Raw genomic sequence first — 26,181 nt, forward strand, 5'->3', positions numbered from 1 at the left:
TTATGAAAAAAACGATATGCATGTTATTATCAGCGGTTATGCTGCTTGGAACGGCCTCCTGCAGCACGTCGGAACCGAAAGCGCAGGACCAGAAGGAATTCAAGCCGGCTTTGGACACTTCCGCCAGCTGCAACATTAGGATTTCCGGCGGTTATGACAATTTCGAGGCCCTCGAGACCGAATTTGAACGATTCAACGTTTATTATCCCAATGTGAAACTGGAATATACAAAAGTCGATGACTATAACAACATGATCGGTACTGTTCTGAACGGAAACGATGCACCGGATATCTATGTCAATTACTCCTGGATGTATGGCCGTGAGCAATACCAATCTTCCATTGATCATGCTGAGAATCTGGCTGATCCTGCGCTTGGACTTGATCTTAACTGCCTTCGCGGCAACATCGTTCTCAAGACCGGTGACGGAACGCTTCCTATGGTACCTGTCTTTTCCAACACATACGGTATGCTCATAAACCAGAGCCTTTTCGAAAAGGAAGGACTGAAAACTCCCACAACCTATCAGGAACTGGTGAAAGTGTGCTCTGCTTTCCGTGAAAAGGGCTATGAAAACCCGATGATGGGATTCACCCAAAAGGAAACGACCTCACTCTTCACTCTGACGATCTATCCTTTCTTCTTCGAAACGGTTGCGAATGACCCTGAAGCAGTCAAAAAACTCAATTCGCTTGATGCTTCGGCAGGCGAATATATGCGACCTTCACTTGAGAAGATAACGCAGTTCATGAACGACGGCTGCGTGAATCTCGAATCCTGCAATGAGATCGAGAACAATTATGATGCTGTGATCCTCCGCTTTTTCGAAGGTGACGTGCCGATGATGGTATGCTCCGGTGACACCGTTTCCGGAACAAAGAAGCGTGAAAGCCGTTCAGAGGAATTTATCGCGAACCCTTTTAAATACACTTTTGTACCTGTTCCGATGTCAGACGACGGTGCTGTTTTCGTTGATATGGCAAATCTTCAGTTCTCGGTAAACAAAGACAGTAAGAATCTGGAAATGGCAAATGAATTCATGAGATTCCTTGTCACACAGAGTGAACTGAATGAGATGGCGAAAAACAAGGGCCTCATGTCGCCGACAAAAGACCTGTCTTTCAACAGTATGTATGCTGCATTCGGAATGGTTCCGGAGTCACGGATTCTTTCGCCGGAAGTGATAGGTGTGACTGATGATGCGGTGCTTCAGTTAAGGCAGGCATGTTATTGCGTCGGAACGGGACAAATGACCATAGATGAGGCAGTTGCTTTCTATGGTAAGTTTGAAAAATGACCGGACCGAAGACTATTATGGCAGTTAAGATAACACCTATAATTGAGAATTGCGGTTTCCCGCTTTCCATAATCTTGCAGGGAAAACGGTGTTGATATGCAGGTTATGGGAACTTCTCAGATATAGATGGGGCTATTTATAGCAAATTCAAATATAAAACATCGAAAAGTCGTGAGAAAGACAAAATGGGAAACCTTTAGGCAAGATAATCAACAGTATTACGGATCGTGCATGGAAGGAAGATACTATGAGTTCATTATTGGGTTCAACTCTTAATACGAGGGCCTTGCCTGTTGGATCTATGCGGTATGTAAGAAGTGATTTTCCGGGAAATCTGTCTGATTCAGAGATTAAGTGGCTTCTCGAAAAAAATATCACGACCATCGTGGATCTTCGTGAAGAAAAAGAATACGTTGCCTTGCCGTGCAGACTTGAAAATGAAGAGGGTTTTATATACTATCATCTTCCGGTGACAGGCGGCGGAGATACTCCGGAGTCTCCTGAGGCTGTGGTTAAGACTTATCTGGGGATGCTGGATGAACAGATGGATAAGATCGTCAGTACCATAATGAAGGCAGAAAGTAATGTCATGTATTTCTGCGGGGCAGGAAAAGACCGGACGGGAGTTGTATCGGCGCTTATCTTAAAGAAACTCGGATACAGCGATCAGACGGTCATCGACGATTACATGGAATCAAAAGATAACCTGATGGGATTTCTTAGATCATACGTTAAGGATCACCCGGAAATAGACATAAACATCATCATTCCGAATGAGAATAATATCAAGATGGTCCTAGAGTCTGTTTGAGTATAGAATATCAGCAGAATAATTGACAGCGGCGGGGAATGATCATGAAGGTTGATAAGTTTGTCAAAGGAGCAGTAAGACAGTTTGCATATTGGTTTGCACACGGAACGATCGGATCAGGACTGTTGAACGGTATAGATTATGTTAGCGATCTTCAAGAGGAGAGCTCTTTTGCAGAACAGGTCTTCATCATTTTCATGAATAATCTTGAATATGACGAAGCAGGTGTGACGAATTACAAACAGGCAGAGTTTAGAGCCGCACAATATATCCGAAGCTATTATGATCCTTCATATGCAGCGGAACCTCCTTTTGAACAGTGGGAAACAGAAGGCGATCCTGTAAGTACAAGCGGATGGAACAAATAATAGACAGTAACCCGTTTGGAGAGAAACAATGATCAAGGCTTTGTTTGTAGATTTTTATGGTACTGTTGTTCATGAAGATGGAGCAGTCATTAAGGTTATTACTCAGATGATCAAAGATACCGGTGACGGATCTGACACATCTGATATCGGTTCATTCTGGTGGACTGATTTCCAGACGATGTTCCTTAATTCATTTGGCATTGCTTTTGAGACTCAAAGGGATCTCGAGAGAGAATCATTGGAACATACAATCGAAAAATTTCATTCTTCGGCGGATGCTTCAAAGTTAAGTGACATGATGTTTGAACATTGGATGAGGCCGCCGATATTTGAAGAATCCAAAGAGTTTTTCAGCAAATGTCCTATCCCGGTCTACATTGTTTCCAACATTGATACATCCGACATAATGTGCGCAATCGAATACCATGGTCTCAATCCGGCCGGCGTTTTTACATCCGAGGATGCAAGATCATATAAACCTCGAAGGGAACTGTTTGAACTGGCACTTAGCAATACCGGGCTTATGCCTGACGAAGTTATTCACATCGGTGATTCAATAAGCAGTGATGTTAAAGGCGCTTCTGCTCTGGGAATCGGGACTTTGTGGCTGAACAGATCCGGGAAGGCTGTTCCCGAGGGTGTTACGGACATAAAAGATCTTCTTGACGCATTAGATTTTATCGGTTGATGAAATCTTTTATAATGAACCAAGAAGCTTTGATGCTTGACGATGAGTTATCTTGGAAGATAATATCACGAATATAACGAGCTGTTATGAAATGACCTTCGTCAAGTAGTATTTTTTCTTCATATCAATACCTTTCATCTAACAACATTTGGAAAGAGCCAATATAACAGTCTCCGACAAGTAGCCACTCTGTTATTCGTGGATTGGTTACCGACAGGCTAATGGTTTCGTCGAGAGCCTTGCTATCTAAGATCGTGGATCACCTGATCAGGTGCGCACATAGTTCGTCCGCAACTGGCTCAACCGTCATGTGTTTTTGGCTCCTTCCAAATATCGTCAGCTATGTTTCTCATTAAGCTACCCTTTCTTCAATGTTATCTGTCATCATTCCCCAAACAAAACAGGCAAGTTCTCTTGCTATGGCTGCTATCGCGACATTTTTCTTCTTTCCATGCCGTATCAACCTATAGTACTTACTGCGCATTCGGTTGTTTGCCCTATCTGCGTACGATATAACTTGAACACTGTTTCCTTGTTGGCGTTTTTTCAAGTCCTTTGATTTGTACCCGATATTACCTTTACATATTCCCCAAGCAGCTTCTACAAGAAGCCTTCGCAGATTACTGTTCCCTGCCTTGGTGATCCCAAGTCGATTTATCTTATCGGAGCTTGAATGTTCACCTGGTGCCAGACCAAGATATGCTGCATAAGCATTACCCTTTGCAAATCTTTTGAAATCTCCAGTCTCAACTATCAGAGATAATGCGACATGTGTTTTAACACCAATAAAACAACCGAGTTTCTTTACCTTATCCGCATACTTTTCCTGTGCAGCTATTTCCTCGATGCGAGTGTCGTATTTTTCTATCTTGTCAGTCAATTCAAAATATGTGGCCATATACTCATCAAGAGTTTCCTGATATAAAGGTGGCAGTTTTATTGCTGATAGCCAGTCCAAATGCATCTGAGTCCATTTACCTTGAGGATAGTAGTATCCGTGACGAAGACAGAATGCGTTTATCTGTTGCTTGATTTTTTTCAGGGCAAGTTTATGGTCATCACGCATTCGCAGGTATTCCTTCACGGAATCGTCATCTTCTGTAGGAATATACACAGGATGGTATCCGCCATACGATAGGCATTGTGCAATCATTAATGCATCTCGTTTATCTGTTTTAGTCCTCTTTCCTTGTTGGGTAAGCATCGTAGTAGGGGCCAAGATTACGCATTTGACACCTGCGGAAGTAAGCTGATTGTACAAGATATATCCCAAGCATCCCGCTTCGTATCCGCATTCAATGTCATAGGTATCGTAAGGATCAAGTTTCTGTTTCACTTTCTCTATAAACATCAATATGTTCTTATAATCCGGTGCGACCTGAATTTTGGCATAGATCCTATCGTCAGCTCCGAATACAGGTTCCATTGCGCATAAGGTGTAATTTGTGCTGTGGACATCCATTCCTATCTTTAGTATTCTGTTCATAGTGACCTCCTTTGTATGTGGTAAATCCCATAGCTTTAGCATCAACTTTAAGCATATAGGTAAATCCACGATGCTACAAATGTGAGGTCATTTCATATTATCTAAGACGATTGGGATTTTGAAAGTTGAATTGACATAAAGCATGTCTCCTAAGGCAGGTGTCAATAAGTCGCTTAAGGGCTCTTCCATAAAGAACATAAAGGTTAAGAAGTATAAGAAATACTTCAAGAAGAACTCGGGCAGAAGCGTTAAGTTGAAAAGCATGGATATTAACAATCCGTTAAAGAAATCTTGAGCAATTTAGAGTAAAATATTGTTACTTAAGGAATTAAGGAGGATGGATTCATGGCATTCAAAAGAGCACTTTGGCACAGCGGACTTACCTACAAGCTGACATGCAATAAGTGTCAGACTGTTATTCAGTACACAGATGAGAAACTGGATTTCAGACCCTGGTATGCAGACGGCTTTGTGTACTGCCCCAAGTGCCGCACACCGCTTCGTCACAGTGAGTCTTTCGCAATCGATGCGAACGGCAACTACATCAACACAGTACCTGCAGCTGCACCTGGACCCGCGCCGTCTGTTGCAGAAGCTCCCGTGGCAGCAGCCCCTATTGCAGAAGGTGCCACAGCTTACTGCAAGAACTGCGGCCGTCCATACACTTTAGGAGATTCGCATTTCTGTAATGGCTGCGGTGCAAAGCTCGACTGACAGTAAGCAGATCTTAGACGGATCACAGACCCGGAATGCATCGCATTCCGGTTTTTTGTTACAACGGAAGCCACTATATAAGATTTACTTTGCCGAAGCGCTCTTTACCCGGATGATATAATTGTCTTGTCTGAGGGAGTGATTCCTTTGGTATAGGTAATTTTATTCTACAGAAAACAGGAAAACTGTCAGAAACAGTGGGAGTTCCGCAAAAAACTGCACATCGATGAAATAGGTCGAAGGATACAGGAAGAAGAAAAAGAAGCTTATAAAAGAGACGCTGATCCGGAAATCAATATTCAGGAAGGCAGCTTTGAACACGGCGGAGTGCGTCAGATCCAAACCTATCTTAAAAATGGCAATGTTGCGCATCGTTCTGAGGCTGACAGTGTTGAAATAAGGGAACTTGATGCAGGTGGCAAGGAAGTGTTCAAGGAGATTAAAGCCTTATGAAATATAACATTTATGAGCCCTATGGGAAGAAACTATGCTTTATATATTTGAACAGTAAATTTTGAATATAACTGACTGAGAGATGAAAATGAAATATTACAGAGTACACATGAAAGACTGTGCTTACATCACTAAATAGCCCAGAGGCATCTTTACGGCTGTAGGAAAGCTTGTAGACAGTAAGACATTAACTGAAGAAGAGAAGGAATACTGGCGCAACTATGAATTGAACGGGATATTATAGCAAATATGCCATTGAACTACAGAATGTGTTTGCAACGATTTTTAACATAAAAAGCCATCGGCTGTTAATTGCGGTTGGTGGTCTTTTGTTTTTATGCCATATAGAATCATGTTAAGATTTGTAGCAAAGGTGGTACATATATGAGAAAGTCATACATTGACAACTTGAGATGGGTAACAGTCGTACTGGTCATCTTTTATCATGTCTTTTATATGTATAACGCTGAGGGGATCCTTGGCACGCTCGGAAAGATCACAGATCTGGAAGTCCAGTATTTCGATTTGTATCAGTACATCGTTTATCCGTGGTTTATGGCACTTCTCTTCATCGTTTCAGGAATCAGTGCGAGATACTATATTGAAAGGCACACAGGAAAAGAATTCATAAAGAGCAGAACCGTAAAGCTTCTTGTGCCGTCAACGATCGGACTCTTTGTTTTCCAATTTATACAGGGATATATCAATGTATCTTTCAGCGAAGCGGGCTCTATCGAGGCTCCCGGGTTTGTAAAATACATTATATATTGTCTTTCAGGAATCGGCGTGCTCTGGTATATTCAGATGCTCTGGTTGTTCTCTCTTGTAATCGTCCTTATAAAGAAGATCGACAAAGACCGTTTCTGGAATATCTGCAGGAAGACGCCTTTTTGGGTATTGATCCTTATAGCAGTGCTATTTTGGGGCGCCGGACAGATCCTTAACACACCGGTTATCGTCAGCTACAGATTCGGACTTTATCTCCTGGCATATCTTCTGGGATACTTCGTCTTCTCGCATGACGAAGTTATAGAAGTAACGAAGAGGTACTTCCCGCTCTTTGCTGTTATCGCAGTTGGTCTTGGCACTGCTTTCTGCATCGTATATTTCGGTCAGAATTATGCTGATGATCCGGTATACCGTTCACCGCTGTTCCTCTTGTACGGATGGTTCGGCTGTGTTGCAATGGTAGGCGGTTTTGCAAAGTTCTTCGACTTTACGAATAAATTCACGAAGTGGATGGGATCTCACAGCTGGGGACTTTATATCTTCCACTATCTGGGAATCTCAATGGTCGCACTTTATCTTGCTAAGCCCGGTCTTGTCCCGGCGTGGGGATGCTATCTCCTGAGCACAATAGCAGGTTTTGGATTGTCATATATATTGTATTTCGTCATCTCGAAGATACCGTTTTTCAGATGGGCAGTGCTGGGTATATCTAAGAAGAAGGAGAGTAAAAATGTTCAAGGATAATCTTGTAGAACTTAGAAAGTATCATGATCTCTCACAGGAGGAACTTGCCGATATGATCGGTGTCTCGAGGCAGACCCTCTCGAAATACGAGACCGGCGAGTCTTTGCCTGATATCGAAAAGTGTAAGCTTATAGCTGATGCTTTCGGTGTATCCATAGACGATCTTCTGAATTATGATAAGAAGAGCGGAGGGAATCTTGGATTTGGAGTGCCTCCCAGAGGCAAGCATATCTTCGGCATGGTCAAGGTAGGTGATAAAGGCCAGATCGTGCTTCCGGCAAAGGCAAGAAAGATATTTGACATCAATCCCGGCGACAACGTTCTCATACTTGGCGATGAGGGGCAGGGGCTTGCGATAATCAAGGAAAAGGGCCTTCTGGATCTGTTAAGGAATGCGCAAAAAGCGTAAACGGATGATATGCAAAATCAACAGAATAATTACTTAAAGGAAAAAGAATACTTGCAATGAACAGATTCAAAAAGTTTGGCGCAGTTGTTTTAATAATATTAATGAATGCTTTGGTGTTGGGCATATTTCCACTGAATATACTGCTGATTTGGAAGAATTTTCCGCAGTGGGTTATGATACTCGCTTCAGTAGTGGATATAGTGGTTGTTTTGCTTTTAGCTGGGAAGACATTTTCCGGGAAAGCAGCTAAGATAATTGCAGTAACTATCACGTGTATTTTTACAGCTTTGTGTGTGCTTTTTGCATATGCATGTCCGTATTGGAATAGTGATGGCCACAAGTCTAATAGACCGATACATTATTATGAGAATTCAGATCTTACAAAGAAAGAGGCACTGGATGATCTTGAGGAGGTTATGGACTATCTGAGAAAATATCACGTATCTTTTGTGGATGGACTGACACCTGAGGTTCAGGCAAAGTATGAGGATGTTAAGGCGGATTTTGAGACAAAGGATACGGTTAAGAGGATAGAGTTTATTCGTGGAGTCCGAAGTATCCTTCATGAGATAAAAGATGCACATACAACATTTAACTCATGGGACAAAATGCTAATATCGGATGGTCCTGAGATGGAAAGCAAAGGATATAGCATATATTCTGTAAATGGAATAACGGAGGACCGGATGAAGGAACTTATGGAGCCTTACTATTCCTATGAAACACCGCGTAAAATTACTGTTGATATGGAAAACTTGTTTAATCTGGATCTATGCGGAGTTGAGGCACCTTTTGAGGTTGTGTGGAAGAACGAGGACGGAGACGAGGAATCCCGCACTTATAGCCGCGAGGACTTTATAACTGATGATGAATACTATGATCTTCTGGATAAGTACCTGCCATCAGATAATAATGATTATGTTTATTATGAGATAGACGGAGAAAAGAGTCTGGCCATACTTACGCTAAAGCGTTGCAGGATAAGTGAGCATTACAGGGAAGTCCTTCGTGAAATGTTTACGGAGATTAAAGAGAAAAACATTGAGAATCTTGCAATTGATCTAAGAGGAAATGGTGGCGGTGACACATATGTCGTAAATGAACTGTTTAAATATCTGCCTGTAGATACATATTACCAGGGAGACAATTTCAGAAAGATAAGGTGGAACTTTCTGACTTTTGATCAGAGTGGGGTGACTAAGAATAAGAAAAATGCTGAGCTTGAGTTTGATGGGAAAGTATATGTACTTACAGACGAGGATACATTTTCATCAGCTATGCTTTTTACTGAGATGGTAGTTGATAATGGACTCGGAAAGGTAATAGGAGAGTCGCCTGCGGAGACCTGCAACCATTGCGGTGAACTCACACAGTTCTATTTCGATGACATCGGAATGTGGCTTGCATTGTCGACTGCCTACTACACACGAATAGATCAGTCGAAAGGCGACTATATTGAACCTGACTATCCATGCTCAGGGGAAGAAGCAATCGATACGTTATATGATATTGTCAGATAAAAACGAGATTATGAGGAATGCATATGTTTTTTTAGATAATTGCGAGGTGTAATCAATGACATGTCCGTATTGCAATAATGTGATGGAAGAAGGAATAATACAAAGTCCACAGGAGCTTTCATGGAAAAAAGGAATCAAACGACCGGCATTCGGGAGGGCCGGATTCCATGAAGATTCATTAGTTCTTTCTAAACTGTCACTTATGAAAGGTTCAGCGGTAAAGGCACTTCTGTGTAGGAAATGTATGAAGGTGATCATAGATTGTGCTAATAAAGAATCTGACTTAAACTATTGTTAAGCTGTATATATCAGGAATTAAACAGACAATGCCCGGGAGCACAATTTCGAGTTTGTTTAATGATATAATACCACCCATGACTAACGATAAGATTTATTCACAAGAACGGAGCATCAGCTCTGCATATATTGATTCAGGATTGAAACTTGGTATAGCTCAGGCTGTTCTTATGGTTCAGGATAACCTCACAGAATGCTTTAACATGATGAATTGCGACGGTATCTACTATAGAGAACTGGGTTACTTTTGGGTGTTTACGAAGTCAAAATTCAAGTTCTTTAAGAGGCCTCATTGGCGTGAAACGATTGAAGCATCAACGTTTACCGTTCAAAATTCGGGGTTGAGAACAAACGTCAACAGCATATTTAAGGATAAGAACGGCGAAACACTTCTGGTTGCAAATCAGGAGGCTTGTGTCTTGGATATTGAGAAGCACCGCCCGGTTCCGCTTTCAAAGGTTCCGTATCCGCAGGATGGATTTCCTGAGAAAGTGTTTACTGAAGACTTTGAGAAGTTTGATGTACCTGATCAGGACTATGAAGAAGTCTACGAACAGATCATAAGATCTTCTAATATCGACATGTCTCATCATCTCAATAATATTGAATATATCAAGTTTGCACTAAACGTATTCTCGGAAAAACACTTGTTAAATCATGAGGTTCGCGAACTTGAAGTGCACTATACGGGAGAAAGCAAAGAGGGCCAAAATCTGAAGATCCTGAGATGCGATAAAGCTGAAGGAACCTATATCAAGATCAAAGAAAGCGATCGCAGCGTGTTTGAGATGAAGATCAGGTTTTAAAACTATTCAGAATTATAATGATCTGGGAATGATGAATTCTTAAAGTTTGATAATTACCAGTTACCATAAACGGAAAATGATAATCTATAAGTGGTAAGAAAAATCATCAGTAAATCTTTGTAGGCTAATAGAGACACATTGATGTCAGTCACATGATTAAAAGTGAGCGCTAAACAATGAAAAAATGGAAAATGGTATGGTGTGGTGGTGATACTTCGAAGGCGAAAGTCTTCGGTGTAAATATTGAAAATTATCCAACGAGATTTCTTGAAGAGACGGTAACTGTAGAAGAACCCAGATATCATCAGAAGTTTCAGGCATTCAAATATGAAGTTGAAATAGATGGTCAGAAAAAGGTGTTTGCTGCCAAGGAATACTCGATGGGGATTTATATGTACTTTGTTGAAGAATAAGAATGGTGAATATATGGCCAGGTTTGATGAACTTATAGAAGAAACAAAAAACGAGATAAGAGTCCTGCTCAGGAATCATGACATCAGGCCTTCCTATATGACCTATGACCAGCTAAGAGATGTTCAAAGCGAAATATGCAGAATGGTCCGCATCAGAGATCCTGAGAAGTTTTTCCGTACTTTCCAAAAGGTATAGCAGATGCGTGCTGGCTTCCGGACCATCCAATAGTTGTTAAACTTAATGAGATAGTGGATCTATATAATAATCGGGAATATTGAGCAGGTATATCAGATGACACATGTAGTGCACATATCAAACAAGAAAAGAGGATGGACGATCTTCCAGGTCATGGGGACACTGGTTGGTGCTTTTTTCGTGTTCATGGGTTGCATGATGATGATCAATTTACTCCAGGATCCAGATAATAATGTTGCAAGTGTGATCGTTGTATCGGGTTTCTTCATAATGATGGGGCTTGTTCTTTGGGGAGCCGTTGTGGCATCAGCACTTTACCTTAAGAAAAAGAGGGCGCTGTTCATTACGTCATTCATGACAGATGAAGCAACAAAGATCTATTCCGACCGCGAAGGTGCGGCCTATGAACTGTGGCTTTTGGTGAAGAAATTTACACAGACTGAGCCCATGTGGAGTAAATATAAACCGGTATATAATGGCTACTGGCTCCAAAAGTATGCGGACAAGCTTGAGAAATATCGATAAGAATAAAGCAGAGTTCGGAAATAATAAGAGCTCTTGAACAACGATGATATAATTATGATACACGGCCAAGGATATCTGGACGTGATAATCATCAGTATAAAGAGTCAGCAGTGCGAAAACGAGGTCTTCCTGATGCAGAACGATCAGTACGGGCAGAATAACCAGTACGGGCAGAATAACCAGTACGGGCAGAACGCTCCATATGGTGCTCAGAATAATCAGTATGGTGTGCAAAGCAACCCGTACGATCCGAACAACGCGGCGTATCCAAACTCTGCATATCCGAACGCTCCTTATCCGCCGGTTCAGTACGGTCCTTCCGTGCAGCCCGCTCCGTATCAGCAAAACGTTCCGTATCAGCAGGCTCCTTCTGCCGTCAATTCCAGGAAGTCCAAAAAGACCGCCATGATCTTCTGCATCATATCGAACGTGCTGATGGTTCTTGGCGTACTTGCCATTCCGTTTCTCTTTGTCATGATCCTTGCGATGGGTTTCGGTGCTGTCGGGGATACTTTTTACACGGCGTTTCTCATTGCGGCTGCATGCGCGTTAGGGCCCATCGCGAGCCTCGCTTTAGCGATCGCGGCGAAAGTAAAGAACCGCAAGAGCATCTGGGCAGTGGTGAATATGGTGCTCTCAACCATACTGATAATGGCTCCTGTCGCACTCGGAATAGTCTATGTGAATGACAGGAAAAACAATCCTAAACCTGTTTCACAAACCGAGGAATGCTGGTACATTTTAAACGAGCACCCGTACTATGACGAGATGAAGTCCTGCCTTGAAGAGCATGATTTCGACAACACAATGATTGACAACTCGGGACGCAGAATGGCGAGTTGTAATTATATAATCAGGATATATGTTTCTACTGAATCTTCGGAGGAGAAGCGCAGCGAAGTCAACGAATACCTGAGACAGTTGCGCGACATCTGTATCAAGACGGATGAGATGGGTATATATCCGGAAGGGATGAGTTTCACGATATGGTTCTTTTATTTCGATCCGGATATTGACAAGAAAGTATATAGTGCAGTTGATATACCTGACATTTCTGCGGATACTCCGGATGACGAGATAGATGTCGATAAATATATCGACAATGCGCTCTCGGGCGGACTTGTTCCGGATATTATCTGGGACAAGCTGGGCAATGCGAATGTGCAGGTCATAATATATTAAGATACAAGCCCATGAAAAAGGTGTTCATTGGACATCTTATGAAGTCAAAATAATCATCAGGAAAAGTGATTAAGAGAATACGGAAATAGGTTTTGGGGAAAAGGATCTGGGAAAGCGGCAGGTAATATGAAGATGACATATTTCGTTGAAGGTATACAAGGAAGCGGTAAGAGCACTCTTGTAAAGTTATTGTCGGAGAAATGTCCGGACCATAAAGTTCTTGAAGAAGGTGACTATTCTCCGGTAGAACTTGCTTGGTGCGCATATATGGGCATGGAAGACTATCGGGCCGCTTTGGAAAAGCATACTTCCCTGAGGCCGGATATAGAAGCGAAAACCCATTTTGAAGATGATCATGCGGTTGTCTGTTATACAAAGATCCGGACTGATGACCGGAACTTTTACCAGGCAATGGAAAAATACGAGATATATAACAACCGGGTATCCTTTGAGCGGTTCAAAGACATTGTCTTAAAGCGCTACGGCAGATGGGACGGGGCACCTCTGATTACAGAATGCGCTCTATTCCAAAATATCGTGGAGGACATGATACTGTTCCGGGATATGCCGGATGAAGACATCATAGATTTCTATAGAGATATTAAGAAAGCTATAGGCGATAAGCAGATCCAAATAGCTTATCTTAAGGCAGAAACGGATGATATCAGAAGGAATCTTGAGACAGCACGGCAGACCCGGGTCGATGATAAAGGCAATGAGGTCTGGTTTTCGATGCTCTGTGAATATTTTAACAACAGTCCTCATGCAGTCAGAACTGGCCTTGAAGGCGAAGACGGCTTAGTCCGGCACTGGACTCACAGGCAGGACCTTGAGCTTAGGATATGTGAAGAACTGTTTTGGGACCGATGCACGGTATTGCCCTCGAAATTATATGGGGAGAGGGATATTAGAAAGTTGTTTGGATAGTCCGGTTTATCATCAGTTTTGGAGACGTGGAAAGCTCTCATATGAGATTATCAATAAAGATCTGATCCAGTTTGCACACAGAAGCAAGAAGGTTCAGGAAATGATTGCTGATAAGAAGAGTGCCAAATCAGAACGCAACTATATCATCATATAGTAATCTGGCAATTCACTAAGGAAAATGTCAAAGGTTCTTTATTGCCGTGTTATAATTCTTCTGAGGGGCAACCCTTAGATAGGATAATCATCAGTATAGATTACTAATGGGAATAGAAAATGATAACAATAAGATATGTGACAAATGAAGATAAGCGGTTCTGGTTTGAACTTGACAAGCATTTACCGGAAGCCGAATTTGAGAAGAAAGTCCGCGACAGACAGGGATATGTTCTTTTCGAGGACAATGAGCCTGTCGGAATACTGAGATATAACCTGTTTTGGGACAACACGCCATTCTGCACTATGCTATATATCAGGAATGATAAACACGGATGCGGATATGGCCGCAGCCTTATGAAACATTGGGAAGACGATATGAAGAGTATGGGTTACGGAATGTTACTTACATCTACCCGGGAAGATGAGGAAGCACAGTATTTTTACAGAAAACTGGGGTATGAAGATTGCGGGAATCTCGATATTTTCTATCCGGGATTCGAACAGCCTACGGAGCTGTTCCTGAGTAAGAAACTGTAAGTATAGATCAGCAGGTAAGAAATGATAGTTATAAGTGAAAGAAATAAAGTGAGGATAAAGGTTGCGGTTATTACAATTGTCATGACTGCGACATTATGCTGCCTTGTTACTTCCTGTTTCAGATTAGGCAGAAAAAAGCCTTCTGAAGATGATATCTATGGATGGTATGAATTGGAAATAGATAAAGGACACTACGTTATGAGTGTTCAGGATGATTATATTGATGTTTTCTTTTTCAAAAAAGATAATGAGAATGAAGAGACGATGAGCGCCTCGGAAAGGAATATCGGGTACTCTTACAAGATATGCGATATAGAAGTTAAGGGATCCAGGGTCATTATAAATGCGCTTAAAGATTATGACAGGACCGAGCAGGGCCCTGCTTGGCATTGGACTTTGTCTGAAATACTGAATGATAATTATGATAAGTTCGAATACTCTAACAATTCGATCGTCAACAGGCATCCTAATTCCAGCAAAGGAACATACAAACGAAGCGAAAGGGAACATCCTTTGTGTGAGAAAATTCTTGAAGACCGCAAGCGTTGTATTGAAACGGCTAAGACAGCCAAGCCTTTGGAACTGGAAGAGATAAAATATTTTTCGGAAGCAAAGTTTGGAAGAGACGATATATATTTTGTTGCAAAGATTACCAATCCTAATCCGTTCCGTGTTTACAAGCCGGAATTGTTATTCTACAGAAGTGATAAGCTGAATCCTCTGGAGACTGCTAAGGTGGAATGGTTTATTGAAGCAGAGTCGACAAGTATTGTTGTCATAGAGTTTTACGACGAGAGTCATGGAAGCGGCAGCGATATTTTCCGGGATTCCGTAAAATGTGAGATCAATTACAACATCTATCACATAAGATTTCCGGGGCAGGAGAACACATATGAAGTTGTTAGTCCCGGAAAGGTAACCCTGGATGATAACGGGTACGTAAAAAATGTCCTGTTTGAGACGAGGTGCACTTACGGCAATGACCGCCAGTTGGGTGATGTTATGGGCGAAAAGTTCAAGTTAAACATGATCTTTTATAAAGACGATGAGATCGTCGGATTCGGTTTCGACGAATTTGATTTCGTTTCCAGAACAAAACAAATAGGAATCCGCTACTTTACTCCTGTAGCGGATTACGACCGTTATGAGGTCTATGTTTCGTAGGCTGTTTCGAATAATTCGGAACTGATCTGACTGATTATCACCGTGAATATCGAGATAAAGATAGGTATGGTTATGAATAAAACATTTTGGTTAGCTAACTTGGGGATGAGACAATTAATCTACAGAATATGAAAGCAGGAATTGAAAAAAATTTAATACGCAAGATGGCAGCTGCCGTACTTGCCGTATCGTTTATGATCTCGATTGGATCATGTGGCACGAAACCAAAAACGGAAAGCAGTCACAGCGGCAAACTGATCGAAGAAGATATGCCGTGGTTTGAAACAAAAACTTTCAAGATCGACAATGGTGTGGACCCTGACAGAAAAACTCAATATATACACTCACAACTGGCAGGTTCAGACGAAGACAACTATATTTTTCTCACACAGGGCAATTATGAGTATCCGGAAGATTACGACTGGGAATATGAATCCTATCTTAAACTGCTTATCTCAAATGTTGTTGTCGTCAATAAGAAAAGCGGCGAGACCAAAAACATCATTGATCTTCTTCATTTTTTCGAAGACGGGGAATTCCCGGAAGGTATTATCTATCTTAACGGCAATATCGTAGTCGACGCCAGTTCATTTGATACAGCAACAAATCTGCAGGTCATCAAAGAATATACGATAGATCCTCTTACCGGCGAAATCCTCAATGTCACCAATGAAGAGTCTTATAAGCAGGCATCACAAGTGTTTGGTATCGGCGACTATCAGATACAGGTATCGATGAACTGGAATACGGATCCTCCGGAAGGATATCTCTATGTGACAGATCCTGCAGGAAATGAAAAGGAGATCAAGATCGAAGACGGAAATACAACCATCTATTCTGTTGACAATATTATTCCCAAAGGTGAAGACAAAGCCATTGTTTTCCTGGGTGCTGATATCGGTTACGACTATCTTGAACTGGATCTGAAGAGCGGAAAATTAAAGAAGCTGAATCCGAAAGAATTCGACTGGCTTGATTCTTATTCCATCTCCAACATGACTGGCGGTTCAGACGGAAATATCTATTCTTCTACACCGACGGGAATATCCAAGATCGATATTAAGAATAAGACTAAAGAAGAGATCTTCAACTACAGCTGGTGTTCGGTAAACAGAAATTCTCTTGCAAATTACAGTCTTGGTCAGATCAGTGAAGACTCGTTCATCCTTTACGGCGAAAAATACGAGCCGACACCTTTTGCAAGCTTCAATGACTGGAGTGCATCAGGGTTTGAGATCATTATGTTTACCAAGGCCGGTAAAAATCCTCATGCAGGCAAAAGGATCCTTGAGCTCTATTCGCCAAGCGGTTATTTGGATGAGGCCATGTGTGATGCGCTGGTGAAATACAACGAGACAAATGACAAGTATTTTATAGAAGTCACAGACCGTTACAGCAGCGGCTCTGAGAATCTCAACAGTATAAACAGCGATGATGAGCTTTCCAGGTCAGATAACGAACGGGATTCTGCCATTTCAAATAAGCTGTCCATGGATATACTAAGCGGAGACGGACCGGATATGTTCCTTGATATAAGCCGGATAGACCGGCTTAATAACAGCAGCTATCTTATTGATCTTACGCCTTATATTGCAAATCTTGATCCGGATAAATACTTCACTAACATTGTCGATAATGCAAAAGTTGACGGGAATTTATATAACTTTCCCTTGTGTTTCGGTATCAGCGGAATTTACACTGACGGTGCGTATGCAGGTGCATCAGGTTTTGGTTTTACAACAGATGAATATGTAGATTTCCTGAATGGTCCGCTTAACGGAAAAGATGTTATCTCGTACGGTCAGCCGTACTATTTCACATGTCTTTTTAACGCAGCGAGAAATGAGTTTATCAAGAATGGCAAGGCGGATTTCTCGGTGCCTGAATTTGCAGCGATTGCAGAATTTGTTAAGAATAACGTCCCTGAACATTCCATAACCTGGGATGATGGAACCGGTTCATCTTTTAATTCTTACGGCGCCGGAATGTTTGAATATACCGAACCGGCCATATATACCACAAGCAAAAATTTCGCTGATTATCTCATCACTTTGCAGCAGCTTGAATCCGGCAATTCCATACTCGGATTGCCGTCCTTAGACGGACACGGACCAGTGACAGTTGTTTCTTCTTCGATTGCCGTATCTACTCAGTCATACGATGTCGATGCTTGTGTAGATTTCGTAAAACTTCTTGTGTCTGATGAAATTCAGAAAGAATATTCATTGAACGGCAGCTTTGTCTTGAACCGTGAATACTTCAGATCGACCGGAGAAGCAGCGATCGAATACTATAACCAAACCACTATCAGCAGTCTTTTCGGAGGGTACTTTGAAAATACCCCTGAAAACAGGGTCAAGTACACAAAAGAGCACATTGATGTTCTCGAAAATACGATATTGAACTGTTCTTCTGCCACGACGGAAGATGCTGATATCAATATAGTTCTTATAGAAGAAATGCCGGCATATTTCTCAGGTCAGAAGAGCCTTGATCAAGTGATTAAGATCGCTCAGGACAGAGTTCAGAAAATTCTGGATGAGAGAGGATAAGGATATAATATCTTTATCTGAGGATATCCTTGCCTGTGAGCGGAACAATAAAAATATTAGCTGTAAATATTTTTGCAATTTCAAATGCATATATAATTTCTAAGATCATATCCGACTAAAAAATAACCTTCTTTATTTTTTCACCGCAATTGGCACTCCTGCCTTTCATCGCAGTCAAATTTAACATACAGACCGTTTACTGATAATATATCGAACTAAACGTTAATTAACGGCATCAGATTTTTAAGAAAAAAGCTGTTAAGGGTATTAGAAAAATCACTGTTGCTCATGATTGGTCTGCCTTGACCTCAGCTGCCTTCTTATCCTGTTTATGTGTCTTTCAAAAGAGCCGTTGTTTATAAGTTCAGTCAGGACGAGCTGTTCGAATGTTGGAACCGTACATGAATAGAATCCCAGTTTCTTATTGAACGTATCGATCAGGTGTTCGGGAAGGACCATATAGCCCACACGAAGAGCCGGAGAAATAGTCTTTGAGAAGGTGTTCAGATATATAACATTATCTTTTGTAGCCATCGAAAAAAGTGTCTCAACGGGTTTGCCCAGAACGGAAAATTCAGATTCAAAATCATCTTCAACGATTATCCTGTCAGAAGAGTCTGCCCATCTTATGTATTCATAACGTTTGGATGCAGAAGCTGATATTCCCGTGGGAAAACTTCTGAATGGAGAAATGTGCAGAACCTGAGCTTTTGTCTTATTAAGCGCTTTGCTTTCGATTCCGTCATTTCCGAGTGCGAGCAATTCATATTTAACATTCGCATTTTTATATACTTTTCTGATCTTTTCGTAAGAAGGATCTTCTAATGCGAATATCCTGTCACTTCCGATAAGACCTGCGATGAGATTATAAAGGTATTCGGCACCTGAGCCGATCACGATTGCCGAAGGATCGATATGGATATCTTTGTTTCTTGCAAGATATTTTGAAATGGCTTCACGAAATTCGGGAAGGCCTGCATTAGGTGATTTCAGGAGTATTTCATCTTGACGGTTGGTAAGGATGTTTCTCATTGTTTTTGATAAGACGGATACAGGGAAGACCAGACGGTCTGAATTGCTGTTAAATGATGTGTTGACTGATTGCATTTCTTCAGGGAAAGATGAGAAACCGTCTGTGGCGCGGAAGTCGACAAAGTAGCCGCTCTTCTCGACACTCCGGATATATCCTTCGTCGCGGAGAAGATCGTAAGCGTGCTCTACTGATATAACGCTTACGCCTGCTTCGGAAGCCAAGGTCCTTTTAGAAGGAATCTTTGTATTGTAAGGATATACTCCATCAACAATGTTTTTCTTGATCTGCTTATACAATTTCATGTATGCGGAGTCGTCTGTTTTTTTCATCTGGTTATATAAAAAACTCCTGTTCTGGATATTTAATATATTCAGATAAGTTGTACCATAGTGTCATTCAGAAAACAACTTCTTCAGGAGATATAAGGCGATGAGCGATCATGAGAAAAACAAAAAGATAATAAAAAAGATTGCATATACAGGTGTTCTGGCAGCATTCATTTATATTGGTACTCAACTTCATATTCCGACTGCGATAGGACACGTTAATCTCGGCGATCTGGTCATATTGGTAGCCGCATATATCCTGGGTCCTTTCTCGGCGATAGCAGGTGCGATTGGTTCAATGTTGGCAGATCTTACTGCCGGTTATCCGCAATACGCAATACCAACGTTTTTGATCAAAGGAATCATGGGACTTGTTGCAGGACTTCTGATGAAGCGCAACGGTGAGAACAAAGTTCCTTTAGTGCGCAAACTGACAGCAGCGGTAGTTGCCGAACTGATAATGGTGGCAGGGTATTTCGGGTTTGAATCTTTGCCTTTTATGTATGGAGTAGAAGCCGCATTAGGTTCAGTAGTACCTAATCTTATTCAGGCAGCTGCAGCAATAATCGGCGCTATCCCTCTTACCTATGTAAAGCTGTTCGACAGAATACGCGTATAACAGTAATAATTTATATATATAGTGGACATAAGAGAGAAACGGCCGGCAATTTCCGCCGGCTGTTTTTCTTAATAGCCAATCCCTATAACTACATATATGTTTTCGAGATTAGGCAAAGTTTTTGGTTTTGATAGAATATTCGCAACCCTTATAAAACCAACGAATGAGGAGATAAAGAAATGAAGAGGATATTGTATAAAATGCCTTTCATAACACTGCTTAACCGAATGTGTCAGACAGAGCAATGTTAAATCATTAATGCAAATAAATACACATAAAAAAGTTGACTAAAGATATTAGAGACTGATTTCAAATGTATTGCGTTTGAGGTCACTCTATTATTGGATTTTCTCCATTCTCTACCTGTTGAAGGAATGAGTAAAACCCTCCTTCAAAATTCCACTTATTGGGATTCCATGTTAATAAGTAAGCGTTGCTCATATTAATCCTCGTCGATCAACTGAAAAGTATCAAGATCTATTCCTTGGGCCACCTAATCCGGAATAAAACCTACTAAGCCCGGGAGCAAATCTCGGGATTAAATATTGTGGTTAGTTATTCATTAGATTTGGTTAAACAGGTAAGTAATACACAACCCCCATTATTATAGTCCCGTTATCAAAGAGTGACTCATCAAAAACTGCACAAAAATGAAAGTCAAAGATGGTCAAAAATGATTAGCACTCATCTCTTGCGAGTGCTAATTGACGGACTATAATGTAGTCAGAACAAAGGAACGAGGATCAAAGAAGAGATCAGACCTCCACCTCTTGCTCGGATAACAACAATTCAAAGGAGATGATCAGTATGTTGATGTCCGGTTTATTTGGAGAAGATTTGTTTGATGATTTTTGGGGTTTCCCTACAAGTGAGCTTGCCAATATCGACAAGCAGCTTTACGGAAAACATGCGCAGAACCTCATGAAGACCGATGTCCACGAGAACGAAGAAGATTATGAGATGGATATGGATCTTCCGGGATTCAAGAAGGATCAGATCCAGATCAATCTTGAGAATGGTTACCTTACCATCAGTGCCGCTAAGGAGCACGACAGTGAGAAAAAGAAGCATGGCAAGGTCATTCGTCAGGAAAGATACGCAGGATCCATGCAGAGGAGCTTCTATGTCGGTGAAGGTGTAAAGACTGAAGACGTTAAGGCAAAGTTCGAAGATGGTGTATTAAAGCTTTGCATCCCGAAGAAGGAACTTAAGGCTCTTCCTTCCAACACAACGATCGCCATTGAAGGCTAAAGAACAGTTACAAGAACAATGAACAAGGCTCGGGGCTTACATCTCCGAGCCCTTTTCATATAATATGGCTTCAGTCTAATATGAGATAGAAGCTTTTACTAAAAACAACAACCCTCAAGAATAATGTCAGATTCCAATATCTGGCATGAAACTATAGTAGATGCAATAAATCTTATATCGTACAGTTAAATGAAAATTCAGGAATATAATTTACTAAGACTCAATCGTAATGGCTAATAATAAAATGATCCTGGCGGCTTAAACGACAGGATCATTAAGAGGTAATGTTTACCATCGTTCAAGCTTTAGCACCTTGCTTCTTCAGCAGGTTGCTGTACGATCATCGAGCTTGTCTCTCACGCACTCTTTATAGTGATTTCAGTATAGCAGGTTTAGATAACGGCATCACGCCATTAATGGGCCCATACAAAACCTCCATCAAATTCAGTTGTATAATAAACTTCGGGAGGACTGATCTATGGACTTTAGGTCAATGCTGTTCTATTTCATGATCTACTCATTTGCAGGCTGGGTGATAGAGGTTGCTTATCATGCTGTCACAATGGGAAAAGTCGTTAACAGGGGATTCCTTAACGGCCCTATTTGTCCTGTCTATGGAGTGGGAGTGTCTCTGGTACTGGTCGTTATGCAGGGGCTGGCCAGGCAGAATATCGAGACGAGTAATCCGCTGGTCCTTTTCGCTGTGGGGATAGTACTCGCCACGCTTGCCGAGCTTGTCGCGGGATTTATGCTGGATAAGCTTTTTCATGCCAGGTGGTGGGATTACAGCAATGAGAAATTCAACTTGAACGGGTATATTTGCTTGTCGTTCAGTATTGTTTGGGGGCTGGCGATCGCTTTCGTGCTGAGGGTGGTGCAGCCTGTGGTGGCAGGACTGGTGGCGAAGATCCCTCCGGTGGCTGGGTACATTATACTGGCTGTACTATATATTGTTTTTGTAATCGATATAATCCTGACGACGCTGTCTGTGCTGAAATTCAATAAGCAGCTAGAGCAGATGTCCGACCTGCGAAATGCTATCCTCAAGGTGAGCGACGGAATGAGCGAGGTGATTGCAAGCGGTACCATCAGGACAGTCAGCAAGTTCGATGAGAGTAAGGAGAAGGTGGAAGAGCGCCGGGCTGAACTTGAGATTAAGCTGGAGGCACTGCGCAAAGATATGACGCTTCATGCCTTCTACGGACGTGGAAGGATCTTGAAAGCCTTTCCTAATCTGAAACACAGACGATATGGTGAGATATATGAGTGGCTGAAAAGCAGGCTCGATCGTGAGAAAGGTGATCCGGAGTAGCGCCGCGGGATCTTGTTGTGGCAATGGTGTCCGGGTTGACATAATTGGGTCAGACTGTGAGTTCTTACCCCCATACAAAACAAAAAATGGCTAAAGGAGTAGTTATGGATGATTTTGTTTGGTCTCTTGTTATTGGTATTATGTTTATTTTGTTAAGCTTGGTGTTTCTTTGGCTTGGTCTTTCGATATGGAAAAAGCAGAGAATCGATCTTATCATCAGGCATCACATGGACAAAGTCAGCGATATGAATAAGCAAGCCTTTTGTAAGTTTTTCGGAATAGGTATTTTTATCCTCGGAATCGGTATGGTTGTTTCCGGAATATGCATGTTGTTTACGATTGATATGTTCAGCTGGATCCCCATGACGATTGGATTGATAGTGGGAATCCTCATGATGACTATGTCTGTCATCAGATATAATCACTGAAAAGGAAAATCATTAATAAAATGGACCAAGGCCTCTGAGGAAATCAGGGGCCTATTTCATGCCCGGCTTCCATTCAAAAACGCCTGTTATACTACGCCTAACAGAGGAGAAGGTAATTTAACAATTCCCTTCCTTTGATTTTTGATTTGCTTTTGGGGACAACATACTGTTTATTATTCAAACCAATTTGTTTCCATATATCTTGATAACACTTATCACTATTGTTAATAATATTACCCCGATCATAAAATACATGGGCCATGACGGAAATCCAGAGTATATACACATAAAACCGGCAAAAGCACAAATAAGTATTATTGCTATCTTAAGAATGCCAAACATCATATAACAAGTTTTCAACACGTTTTCTTCATTATCTTCTATTACCTCAGCCGGTATATTCCATATCTTAGGGAAAGTCTCTACGACAGCCAAAAGCAGAAATAATCCGATCATTGCTGCCGGATCAATAAGAAGCGAACTCTTAGGCCCAAAATTGTCTGCGACCCCGGAAGCATTAAAATGAGTAGGCAGCTCTGAAGGAAAGCTGCTCCATCCGATCACTAAAAATGCAATATACAGCAATATCAGAACTATGCTGATTATGTTTGTTGCTTTTCTCATATCTATCCCCAAAACAAAAAGCAGTCAATGCAATTCCCAGTCCGGGAGACATCCCGAATAATAAAATTATATCACGATTTATCTATCCTTGGCGACGGCGATAACCTTGCATTTGTCTTCCAATGCTTTTCCTCCTTTTGCGTTATTCACCCGCGAAGACTGTGGTTCCAATTAACAAAACTGTTAGCCGTTTGCTTTGAACACTTCGCCTTCGCAAAATGTATTCCGCAGTATTTCTCGCGCAATCCCCCTGCGGTAGAGTCGTCCTCTAGCCTTTTTGGCTTTTGGATTTCTCTATTGGGAAACCGTTAGGCTCTCGTATTGCTGGTTACGAGATCATGGGTAGGGATTGAAGTCCCATCCCGGTGGCTGATACGCCCCGCTGCTCAACACAGAAGTATCCCCACTTTGTATCTGTCATCGCCTCCCTCAGGGTGCAACCCTGATTCTGACTCATCCGCCTTATCGCTCTCGATCTTTCGACCGGTCTTCGCGGGCTCGGAGTCAACTTGGCTTGGTATTTTAACGCCGATACAAGTGAACGTACCTCACGGTTTGCTATTAAACTGTCAAGATTCGATGAAGGGGTTCCTTAAATGTCCCTTCACCTTTACTGGACAAACGAGGCGTTTTTTCACATGTTTTTTTCGGCGTTTTTTGAATTTGTAATATTTGACCCCTCTAGTTGTAACGAATCGGGGATAACTCAAAGACAAAAGTTAGATTCCTTTGATTTTTGATTTGCTTTTGGGGACAACATAATTAAGAAATAACAATTCTATATTTAGGCGTGTTAAAATGGCCCTCGCCCGAGATATGTCTCGGATGAGGATTGTAAATGGAACAAGAAGAGTGGGAGAGGCTTACTCCCGAAGAAAAGAAGAAGCAGTTATATTTGACTCAGAAGAAGACACTCGAGGCCTTTCTTGAACGAGGAGCCATCTCTAAAGCTCAGTTTGATAAGAGTCTTGGTGATCTGACTGTTAAGATGGGAATGAGCAGCAATTAGGTGTGATCAATCCAGATGGAAGATAAGAAATACAGTGTAGGACAGCATGTTTTTATAATCTCCAACAACTCGTATGTTATGGAGATGGAGATCATGCGGATTACCGGTGATTTCTACACTCTTCGCTATGTACAAAACTATGGCAGCGGTATAAGGCTTAAGAAGTATCGTCTCTATTCAACCAAAGAGGAAGCCGAGGCTGTGATGGATAGTGAACGCAAGAAGCGTGATTCTGGTATCGGAAGACCACGTCATTGGTATGACTGAATTATTGACGTTACGGTCATGATATAATACCTATGACAAAGGAAGGTCCTTTGTCTGTTTATGAATATGGGATATGGGAGTTGAATAATATGAAATGTCCATTTTGTGGAAAAGAGATGGAGCATGGCTTTTTATATGCTAATCAAGGAGAAGGTTTTCCATGGTATCCGGATGGGGAAGAGCCTCTGAGAAATATACCTGATTTCAGATATAAGAAAAAGGGTGCTATGTATTTTGGAAAGTCTTGGAAAGAAATAGAACCTTTCGAGTTCGATAAAATGTCATTCTGGCTATGTAAAGCATGTATGAAAGGCGTAGCAGATTCCCTTGTTGAAAAGAAAGGCATTTGGTCATGATCGTGACCGATCCTTTGTTGTGCGATAGGAGATGAATGCTATGAAATGTCCATTTTGTTCAGAAGAGATGAAGGAAGGTTTTGTCCGTAGCGGAGCAACCCGTGCCGGGCTTATAACCCGTGGATCTGGTAGTGGATTTCTTTATTGGAATGACGATGAAAACAAAGCCGGACTAACGAGTAACGGGTTAAGACTACATGCGGATCAATTTGATGCGTTTGGCTTAGCCTTGACTAAAGCTTATATGTGTGACGCATGTAAGAAAGTCATTTTAGATACCTATGGTGAAAAAAGAAAGTAATCTGTTTTGAATTCCTCCTGATTCTTTGAGTATAAAATTACCGTGAATAAGCTTTCTATCAAGTCGGAATCTTAAGCCAGATCCTTCGCATGGCTTCCTGGATAAATTGGGGATAAGGTAAATACATACACTGTTTCCACCTGACTGAAGGAATAAAGCTCTCTGCAACATCTACAGTAAGACCTTTGGCATAATCCCAAGATTCGCCGGGGATATAATAAGATTCATATGTCCAGCACAATATCTTGTACAACTCTTTATATGACCATCCGTTTATCCTGATATTATCAACATTAACAACGTCATCACCATCGATTCCGCCGGATACTTCGTCTAATTCCTTAGCACTCAGCGGTTCATAATTACTACGATTTTTGGCGATATCTTCAATCTTTGCCTTAATATCATCTGACGGTATGAATTTGTTATCCATCACATTGTCCTCCTGTTGTGTTATGTTTGATGGCTTCATTATCACAGAAGCTACGAAAGCAAACAATCAGTATAGTCAATTTGATCTGATGCTTAAGCAACAGATTCTTGTCCAAGAGTTGCTTATCCTGAATTGTACGAGCTAGGAGCAATCCTAGCTCGTATTGTATAATGGAACATATAATCAACAGGATTCTAAACTATGAATCATATTTTTTGGGACGTAGATAAGATAACCATTATGACAG

31 protein-coding genes and 1 riboswitch are annotated in these 26,181 nt (G+C 41.4%); of the genes, 27 read left to right on the forward strand and 4 right to left on the reverse strand.

Annotated features, from left to right (window positions below; genetic code table 11):
* The first annotated feature begins 2 nt into the window (after positions 1-2).
* The 4 genes from BO18_RS27530 to BO18_RS27545 all read left to right on the forward strand — a co-directional run bounded on the left by BO18_RS27530 (position 3) and on the right by BO18_RS27545 (position 3,165).
* Complete coding sequence (locus BO18_RS27530; RefSeq protein ID WP_034451102.1) at positions 3-1,298, forward strand: ABC transporter substrate-binding protein; 1,296 nt, start codon at positions 3-5, stop codon at positions 1,296-1,298.
* A 247-nt stretch (positions 1,299-1,545) separates the two neighbouring features.
* Positions 1,546-2,109 (forward strand): tyrosine-protein phosphatase, encoded by a 564-nt coding sequence (locus BO18_RS27535; protein ID WP_051689224.1) that lies wholly within the window; start codon positions 1,546-1,548, stop codon positions 2,107-2,109.
* A 44-nt stretch (positions 2,110-2,153) separates the two neighbouring features.
* Entirely contained in the window at positions 2,154-2,477 is a 324-nt protein-coding gene (locus tag BO18_RS27540; protein ID WP_034451103.1) for a DUF7677 family protein, read from the forward strand.
* A gap of 28 nt (positions 2,478-2,505) precedes the next feature.
* Positions 2,506-3,165, forward strand: a complete 660-nt coding sequence (locus tag BO18_RS27545) for an HAD family hydrolase (protein ID WP_034451104.1) — start codon at positions 2,506-2,508, stop codon at positions 3,163-3,165.
* 352 nt (positions 3,166-3,517) lie between these two features.
* On the opposite strand, the gene BO18_RS27550 is transcribed toward BO18_RS27545, so the two are convergent.
* On the reverse strand, positions 3,518-4,651 hold the full coding sequence (locus tag BO18_RS27550; protein ID WP_034451105.1) for an IS110 family transposase: 1,134 nt from the start codon (positions 4,649-4,651) through the stop codon (positions 3,518-3,520).
* 142 nt (positions 4,652-4,793) lie between these two features.
* Here BO18_RS27550 and BO18_RS35165 point away from each other — a divergent pair, with 142 nt between their 5' ends.
* The 15 genes from BO18_RS35165 (at position 4,794) to BO18_RS27625 (ending at position 17,975) form a co-directional block, all read left to right on the forward strand.
* Entirely contained in the window at positions 4,794-4,946 is a 153-nt protein-coding gene (locus BO18_RS35165; protein ID WP_185752593.1) for a hypothetical protein, read from the forward strand.
* 50 nt (positions 4,947-4,996) lie between these two features.
* On the forward strand, positions 4,997-5,365 hold the full coding sequence (locus BO18_RS27555) for a hypothetical protein (RefSeq protein WP_034451106.1): 369 nt from the start codon (positions 4,997-4,999) through the stop codon (positions 5,363-5,365).
* A gap of 837 nt (positions 5,366-6,202) precedes the next feature.
* Positions 6,203-7,291, forward strand: coding sequence for an acyltransferase family protein (locus tag BO18_RS27565; RefSeq protein WP_034451108.1), 1,089 nt, complete (start codon positions 6,203-6,205; stop codon positions 7,289-7,291).
* On the forward strand, positions 7,278-7,700 hold the full coding sequence (locus BO18_RS27570) for a helix-turn-helix domain-containing protein (protein WP_034451109.1): 423 nt from the start codon (positions 7,278-7,280) through the stop codon (positions 7,698-7,700). The genes BO18_RS27565 and BO18_RS27570 overlap by 14 nt, the downstream gene beginning before the upstream one ends.
* A 56-nt stretch (positions 7,701-7,756) precedes the next feature.
* Positions 7,757-9,220, forward strand: a complete 1,464-nt coding sequence (locus tag BO18_RS27575; protein WP_034451110.1) for a S41 family peptidase — start codon at positions 7,757-7,759, stop codon at positions 9,218-9,220.
* 55 nt (positions 9,221-9,275) lie between these two features.
* A complete protein-coding gene (locus BO18_RS36660; protein WP_034451111.1) occupies positions 9,276-9,518 on the forward strand; it encodes a PF20097 family protein in 243 nt (80 codons plus the stop codon).
* Between the two features lie 76 nt (positions 9,519-9,594).
* Positions 9,595-10,323, forward strand: a complete 729-nt coding sequence (locus tag BO18_RS27585) for an acyl-ACP thioesterase domain-containing protein (protein ID WP_034451921.1) — start codon at positions 9,595-9,597, stop codon at positions 10,321-10,323.
* A 176-nt stretch (positions 10,324-10,499) separates the two neighbouring features.
* Positions 10,500-10,736, forward strand: a complete 237-nt coding sequence (locus BO18_RS27590) for a hypothetical protein (protein WP_185752594.1) — start codon at positions 10,500-10,502, stop codon at positions 10,734-10,736.
* Between the two features lie 13 nt (positions 10,737-10,749).
* Positions 10,750-10,932: a hypothetical protein gene (locus tag BO18_RS27595; RefSeq protein ID WP_185752595.1), complete on the forward strand. Its 183-nt coding sequence runs from the start codon at positions 10,750-10,752 to the stop codon at positions 10,930-10,932.
* A 96-nt stretch (positions 10,933-11,028) separates the two neighbouring features.
* Positions 11,029-11,457 (forward strand): hypothetical protein, encoded by a 429-nt coding sequence (locus BO18_RS27600; RefSeq protein ID WP_034451114.1) that lies wholly within the window; start codon positions 11,029-11,031, stop codon positions 11,455-11,457.
* A gap of 54 nt (positions 11,458-11,511) precedes the next feature.
* The gene (locus BO18_RS27605; protein WP_034451115.1) at positions 11,512-12,639 is read left to right on the forward strand and encodes a DUF3824 domain-containing protein; all 1,128 of its coding nucleotides are present in this window, start codon (positions 11,512-11,514) and stop codon (positions 12,637-12,639) included.
* A 126-nt stretch (positions 12,640-12,765) separates the two neighbouring features.
* On the forward strand, positions 12,766-13,566 hold the full coding sequence (locus tag BO18_RS27610; protein WP_034451116.1) for a deoxynucleoside kinase: 801 nt from the start codon (positions 12,766-12,768) through the stop codon (positions 13,564-13,566).
* Positions 13,567-13,839: 273 nt separating this feature from the next.
* Complete coding sequence (locus tag BO18_RS27615) at positions 13,840-14,259, forward strand: GNAT family N-acetyltransferase (RefSeq protein ID WP_034451117.1); 420 nt, start codon at positions 13,840-13,842, stop codon at positions 14,257-14,259.
* Between the two features lie 21 nt (positions 14,260-14,280).
* Positions 14,281-15,423, forward strand: a complete 1,143-nt coding sequence (locus BO18_RS27620) for a hypothetical protein (protein ID WP_034451118.1) — start codon at positions 14,281-14,283, stop codon at positions 15,421-15,423.
* 269 nt (positions 15,424-15,692) lie between these two features.
* Positions 15,693-17,975, forward strand: coding sequence for an extracellular solute-binding protein (locus tag BO18_RS27625; protein ID WP_185752596.1), 2,283 nt, complete (start codon positions 15,693-15,695; stop codon positions 17,973-17,975).
* Positions 17,976-18,251: 276 nt separating this feature from the next.
* Here the strand turns inward: BO18_RS27625 and pdxR are convergent, their stop codons facing one another.
* Positions 18,252-19,310 carry a MocR-like pyridoxine biosynthesis transcription factor PdxR gene (pdxR, locus tag BO18_RS27630; protein ID WP_242856611.1) on the reverse strand — a complete coding sequence of 353 codons (1,059 nt, stop codon included), beginning with the start codon at positions 19,308-19,310 and terminating at the stop codon, positions 18,252-18,254.
* Positions 19,311-19,437: 127 nt separating this feature from the next.
* Here pdxR and BO18_RS27635 point away from each other — a divergent pair, with 127 nt between their 5' ends.
* From BO18_RS27635 to BO18_RS27650, 4 genes are all read left to right on the forward strand, one after another.
* Positions 19,438-19,953: an ECF transporter S component gene (locus BO18_RS27635; RefSeq protein ID WP_034451121.1), complete on the forward strand. Its 516-nt coding sequence runs from the start codon at positions 19,438-19,440 to the stop codon at positions 19,951-19,953.
* A gap of 807 nt (positions 19,954-20,760) precedes the next feature.
* On the forward strand, positions 20,761-21,204 hold the full coding sequence (locus BO18_RS27640; RefSeq protein ID WP_028506622.1) for an Hsp20/alpha crystallin family protein: 444 nt from the start codon (positions 20,761-20,763) through the stop codon (positions 21,202-21,204).
* Between the two features lie 288 nt (positions 21,205-21,492).
* Positions 21,493-21,580, reverse strand: a riboswitch (SAM riboswitch).
* A 102-nt stretch (positions 21,581-21,682) separates the two neighbouring features.
* Entirely contained in the window at positions 21,683-22,516 is an 834-nt protein-coding gene (locus BO18_RS27645; protein WP_034451122.1) for a putative ABC transporter permease, read from the forward strand.
* A 104-nt stretch (positions 22,517-22,620) separates the two neighbouring features.
* The gene (locus BO18_RS27650; RefSeq protein ID WP_034451123.1) at positions 22,621-22,944 is read left to right on the forward strand and encodes a hypothetical protein; all 324 of its coding nucleotides are present in this window, start codon (positions 22,621-22,623) and stop codon (positions 22,942-22,944) included.
* A gap of 177 nt (positions 22,945-23,121) precedes the next feature.
* Here BO18_RS27650 and BO18_RS33715 read toward each other — a convergent pair whose 3' ends face one another.
* Positions 23,122-23,568, reverse strand: a complete 447-nt coding sequence (locus BO18_RS33715; protein WP_051689226.1) for a DUF1648 domain-containing protein — start codon at positions 23,566-23,568, stop codon at positions 23,122-23,124.
* 838 nt (positions 23,569-24,406) lie between these two features.
* Between BO18_RS33715 and BO18_RS35170 the strand changes: the two genes are divergently transcribed.
* From BO18_RS35170 to BO18_RS27670, 4 genes are read left to right on the forward strand one after another with little or no spacing between them, the layout of a single operon-like run.
* Positions 24,407-24,577 carry a hypothetical protein gene (locus BO18_RS35170; protein WP_185752597.1) on the forward strand — a complete coding sequence of 57 codons (171 nt, stop codon included), beginning with the start codon at positions 24,407-24,409 and terminating at the stop codon, positions 24,575-24,577.
* Between the two features lie 15 nt (positions 24,578-24,592).
* The gene (locus BO18_RS27660; RefSeq protein WP_034451124.1) at positions 24,593-24,844 is read left to right on the forward strand and encodes a hypothetical protein; all 252 of its coding nucleotides are present in this window, start codon (positions 24,593-24,595) and stop codon (positions 24,842-24,844) included.
* A gap of 32 nt (positions 24,845-24,876) precedes the next feature.
* Positions 24,877-25,200, forward strand: a complete 324-nt coding sequence (locus BO18_RS27665) for a PF20097 family protein (RefSeq protein ID WP_185752598.1) — start codon at positions 24,877-24,879, stop codon at positions 25,198-25,200.
* 40 nt (positions 25,201-25,240) lie between these two features.
* A complete protein-coding gene (locus BO18_RS27670) occupies positions 25,241-25,501 on the forward strand; it encodes a PF20097 family protein (protein ID WP_034451127.1) in 261 nt (86 codons plus the stop codon).
* Between the two features lie 58 nt (positions 25,502-25,559).
* Here the strand turns inward: BO18_RS27670 and BO18_RS27675 are convergent, their stop codons facing one another.
* Entirely contained in the window at positions 25,560-25,934 is a 375-nt protein-coding gene (locus BO18_RS27675) for a hypothetical protein (RefSeq protein WP_034451129.1), read from the reverse strand.
* Between the last annotated feature and the right edge of the window lie 247 nt (positions 25,935-26,181).

Source organism: Butyrivibrio sp. AE2032 (assembly GCF_000702965.1).